This window comes from Pedobacter sp., assembly GCF_035566355.1.
GTDB lineage: Bacteria > Bacteroidota > Bacteroidia > Sphingobacteriales > Sphingobacteriaceae > Pedobacter.
Window position 1 is genome coordinate 1 of sequence record NZ_DATMRL010000402.1, and the last position, 5,331, is coordinate 5,331.

A 5,331-nucleotide genomic window follows, 5' to 3' on the forward strand; every position below is an offset into this window, starting at 1 on the left:
AATCCAAAAGAGTATGTTATTGGAGGTACAACATTAACCGGAGCGAAATATCTGGATAAGGATGTAATTATCACCTTGTCCAAACTGATCAAAGGAGAGCACATTACACTTCCAGGTGAGGCTACAGGTAATGCAATTAAAAACCTTTGGGCACAGGGCCTGTTTGATGATATTAAATTGGATATTACGAAACTTGATCTGGATACGGTATACTTTGAGATAGAAGTTGTTGAACGTCCGCGTTTAAGTTCTTTTGAGCTTGTTGGTTTAAGCAAATCTCAAAAAACCGATATCATGGAAAAGCTCAATGCCAAAACCGGGAAGACTGTTGTGAATGAAAACCTGTATAATACAACTACAGGTACCATCACCAAATTCTTGTCTGAAAAAGGCTATTTCTTTACCAAGGTAAATTATAAAACCAAGCCTGATCCTACCCAGGAAAACAATGTTATCCTGGTCGTAGATGTGGATAAAGGCCGTAAAGTAAAGGTGCATGAAATTAACTTTGAAGGTAATAAGGTTTTCAGTGATGCCAAGCTGCGTAAGTTTTTAAAGAAAACCAAGCAACAGGCATTTTATAAGATCTTTGGTTCAGGAAAGTTTAACAAGACGAAGTACGATGAAGATAAACTTAAACTCATTGCAAAAATGCAGGAGCGCGGCTATCGTGACGCGGCTATTATAAAAGATAGTATTTACCAGTATAGTGATAAAGCAGTAGGTATCAAAATAGACATTTTTGAAGGACCTAAATACTATTTTGGTAATATCACCTGGGTTGGAAATGCCAAATATGAAACCAAACTTTTAGAGAAAGTATTAAGTATTGAAAAAGGTGAAGTATTCAGTGAAGAAAAACTGGAGAAGAGATTAAGAGGAACAGGAAATAGTGATGATGTTTCCAGTATCTATTTGAATGATGGTTATCTGACCTTTAATGTTGATCCGGTACAAACAAAAATTCACGGTGATACAGTTGATCTGGAAATGCGTATTTACGAAGGACCTCAGTATACAAATAACCGTATTACGGTAAAAGGAAATACCATTACCAATGACCGTGTTGTACTGAGAGATGTTAGAACAAGACCAGGAGAGAAATTTTCAAAAGAACAATTGGTGAGAACAGTTAGGGAGATTGGCCAGCTGGGTAATTTTGATGAATCTAAAACCGTACCTACTCCAAAACCAAATCCGGCAGATGGAACCGTTGATATTGAATATGCAGTAGAAGAAAAACCGTCAGATCAGATTGAATTGTCAGGAGGTTTTGGTGGTGGACGTATCATTGGTACACTTGGATTGACTTTTAATAACTTCTCTTTAAGAAACCTGTTTAATCTTAAAGCGTATAAACCACTTCCAAAAGGAGACGGGCAGAAGTTGAGCTTACGTGGTCAAACCAATGGTAAACAATACCAGTCGTATAGCTTCTCATTCACTGAACCATGGTTAGGTGGTAAAAAACCGGTAAGTTTTGGATTAAGTGCTTTTACTTCTCTTTCCTCAAATGGTGGAACCGGGATTTATGGTGTGGATGAATCCAGTCCTCAATATTCTAAAATTCGTTTAAATGGCGTAACTGTAAGTTTGGGTAGAAGGTTAAACTGGCCTGATAACTATTTCCAGCTAACACACTCTGTCAACATTCAACAGTATATCCTGAACAACTATCCAGGTTATAAATTTAGTACAGGTACTTCCTACAACTTTAACTTAACGCAGGAGTTGAGCAGGGATTCAAGGGATTCCCCGATATTCCCAACTGCAGGATCTTATTTCCGTTTTACAGTTCAGGCAACACCTCCGTATTCTCTATTGAATAATGTTAACTACGCAACTGCATCCGATAAACAGCGTTATAAATTTACAGAATACCACAAATGGAAATTTGAAGGTCAGTGGTTCCAAAGAATTGCAGGTAAACTTATTCTGATGTCTCAGGCACAGTTTGGTTTCCTTGGAGAATACAATAAAGCGGTTGGACAATCTGCATTTGAGCGTTTCAAATTAGGTGGTGACGGTATGCAGGGCTTTGACTTCTTACAAGGATCTGAAATTATTAAGATGCGTGGATATGCGAACAATGCCGTAATCCCGGTAGGTTCAGATCCAACTATTGCACAAAATTCAGGTAGCCCAATTTTTACAAAGTATGTACTGGAATTAAGATACCCGGTTATTGCAAGTCAGCAGGCAACTGCTTATATTGTGGGCTTTGCTGAGGGAGGTAACACCTGGAACAAGTTCAGTGACTACAATCCTTTTAACATAAGAAGGTCTGCAGGTATTGGAGCTCGGATATTTTTACCGATATTTGGGATGTTAGGTATTGATTATGGACATGCGTTTGACAAGATTCCTGGAGTACAGGATAACGGTAGACAAAACTTCACCTTCAGTATCGCACAGCAATTGGGAGGATTTCAATAATAATTTTATGAAGAAATGTGTTTTAATATGCTTCTTGCTTTTCACCGGTATGGGTGCCTTTGCACAGAAGTTTGCGTATGTGGATACAGAATATATACTCAAGCATTTGCCGGAGTATAAATCAGCCTTAAACCAGCTGAATGTGTTATCTCAGCAATGGCAACAACAGGTGGATAATAATTTCACCCAGATTGATAAAATGTATAAAGCTTACCAGGCAGATCAGGTGTTACTGACAGATGATATGCGTAAGAGAAGAGAAAACGAAATTATTGAAAAGGAAAAGGCGGCTAAGGATTTCCAGCGCCAGAAGTTTGGTCCGGATGGAGATCTTTTCCAGTCAAGAGCTAAGCTTTTAAAACCTATCCAGGAGAAAGTTACTAAAACAGTTGCGGATCTGGCTAAAAGTAAATACATTGATTTTGTTTTTGACAAAAGCAGTGAAGCAACGATGATGATCTACGCCAGCAGCAGTTATGACCTGAGCAACGACATTATTATCAAACTTGGCTATAAGCCAGGAACGGTGATCAAATAACACACAAACATAAAATTTAAAACAATTATTAAGGAAAAATAGAAATGAGAAAGTTAATTAATGTATTCTTTGTAGCGGCGGGATTGTTGTTTACGGCTAATGTAGCAAATGCACAACAAAAGATAGGGCACTTAAATTCAGAGGCAATATTCGCTGTTATGCCTGAAGCAAAAGCTGCACAAAGTACACTTGAAACTCTTGCTAAAACAAAACAGGATGAAATCACTAAAATGCAGACAGAGTATCAAACAAAGTATGAAGCTGCTATAGCGAAACAAAAAACCTTAAGTGAAGCAAATAAAGATGTTGTAACTAAAGAACTTCAAACTATGGGTGAAGAGTTACAGGGAATGGAAAAACGCATCAACGATGCACGTGCAAAAGCTCAACAGGATGTAGCAACTAAACAAGGTGAATTGTTTGTTCCGATCAACCAGAAATTTGAAACTGCAGTTAAATCTGTAGCGAAGGAAAAAGGTTTGGCTTACGTATTCGATATTGCTTCTCAGCAAGGTGCCAACAACCTATTGTATTCTGAAGGTGGTGATGATGTGACTGCTGCAGTTAAAACTAAATTAGGTATTTCTGCTTCAGCTGTTCCAGCTCCAAAGAAATAAGCAGACAAAGCATCATGAGTGGAAACACGTGATGGCTCATCACCGATAAAAAACATTATTCTGTGATGAAAAATATTTAAATTGGCGGACCTGGGGAATATTCCTCAGGTCCGCTTTTTTTGCAAATGAACAAAACAAATTCAATAGGGGTATTTGACTCTGGTTATGGAGGTCTGACAGTTTTTAAATCCATTATAAAGGAGCTCCCTGAATATAATTATATCTATCTTGGAGATAATGCCCGCGCACCTTATGGCGATCATTCCTTTGAAACCGTTTATGAATATACACTTGAATGTGTGGAATGGCTTTTTGCCCAGGGCTGTCCTTTAGTCATCCTGGCTTGTAATACGGCGTCTGCCAAAGCCCTGCGTACCATACAACAAAAAGTACTTCCAATAAAATATCCGAATCACAGAGTGCTTGGGGTAATCCGCCCTACAGCAGAAGTAATTGGTCATTATACCAAAAGTAACACAATTGGAGTTATGGGGACCCGGGGTACAGTGAATTCGAATTCTTACCCCATTGAGATTGAAAAATTTTATCCTCAGTTAAAGGTGGTGCAGCAAAGTTGTCCGATGCTGGTCCCTCTTATAGAAAATAATGAACACCTCACCTCTGGAGCTGATCATTTTATCCGTAAATATCTGGAGGAATTGCTTGGCAATGCACCAGATCTGGATTGCATCCTGTTGGCATGCACGCATTATCCCTTATTGATTCCAAAACTTGAACGATTGCTCCCTAAGAAGATCTCCCTGATTTCGCAGGGGGAGATCGTTTCTGCGAGCCTGGCGAAATACCTGCGTAACCATCCTGAAATTGCTGATAAAATCGGACAACAAGGGCAACGGTTATTCTATACCTCTGGGGATACTACTGTTTTTGATACGAATGCATCTTTATTTTTTGAACAAACAGTGCAGTCAAAACAGGTACACCTTCTGCGTTAGGACTTGCGTTGTCGCTTGTATTGTGCTGTTAGTCAGAGAATAGTAAATCCGGCGAAAGATTCTACTTCTTTCTAGGTTCTGAGTTTTATAAACGGTAAATTTGCGGCTCAAAACACACATCAATGAGTGACCAGATAAAACACGAGTGCGGAATTGCTTTTATCCGTCTTTTGAAACCCCTATCTTATTATCAGGAAAAGTATGGAACAGCCTTATACGGTTTAAATAAGCTGTACCTGCTGATGGAAAAACAACACAACCGTGGTCAGGACGGTGCAGGTATTGCCACCATCAAACTGGATGTAAAACCAGGTCATCGGTACATCAGCCGTTATCGTTCCATGGCACAGAATGCCGTTGCAGATATCTTTGGATATGTGCAAAGTAAATTTGTGGACATTCAGAACGAAACCCCGGAACTGATGAAAGACACAGAGTGGCTGAAAGCAAATGTCAGCTTTATCGGGGAGGTGCTGATGGGACACCTTCGCTATGGTACACACGGACAAAATAGCATAGAAAATTGCCACCCCTTTTTGCGCCAGAACAACTGGATGACAAGAAACCTGGTCATTGCCGGTAACTTCAATATGACCAATGTTGATGAATTACTGGAGCAGCTGTACGAACTTGGACAACATCCAAAGGAAAAGGCAGATACAGTTACTGTACTGGAAAAGATCGGACACTTTTTAGATGATGAAAACCAGGAATTATTTGATGCGTATAAAAAAGAAGGGTTTGATAACGTAGAGATCACGCACAAAATATCTGACGGATTAAA

At 39.2% G+C, this 5,331-nt stretch carries 5 protein-coding genes; all 5 read left to right on the forward strand.

The window, feature by feature from the left end:
* Positions 1 to 2,436 (forward strand): outer membrane protein assembly factor BamA (gene bamA, locus VNZ46_RS15460; RefSeq protein ID WP_325560965.1); only part of this gene is annotated, 2,436 nt, incomplete at its 5' end.
* A 7-nt stretch (positions 2,437 to 2,443) separates the two neighbouring features.
* Entirely contained in the window at positions 2,444 to 2,974 is a 531-nt protein-coding gene (locus VNZ46_RS15465; RefSeq protein WP_325560966.1) for an OmpH family outer membrane protein, read from the forward strand.
* A gap of 44 nt (positions 2,975 to 3,018) precedes the next feature.
* The gene (locus tag VNZ46_RS15470; protein WP_133778756.1) at positions 3,019 to 3,591 is read left to right on the forward strand and encodes an OmpH family outer membrane protein; all 573 of its coding nucleotides are present in this window, start codon (positions 3,019 to 3,021) and stop codon (positions 3,589 to 3,591) included.
* 125 nt (positions 3,592 to 3,716) lie between these two features.
* On the forward strand, positions 3,717 to 4,547 hold the full coding sequence (murI, locus tag VNZ46_RS15475) for a glutamate racemase (protein WP_325560967.1): 831 nt from the start codon (positions 3,717 to 3,719) through the stop codon (positions 4,545 to 4,547).
* A gap of 122 nt (positions 4,548 to 4,669) precedes the next feature.
* Positions 4,670 to 5,331 (forward strand): class II glutamine amidotransferase (locus VNZ46_RS15480; RefSeq protein WP_325560968.1); only part of this gene is annotated, 662 nt, incomplete at its 3' end.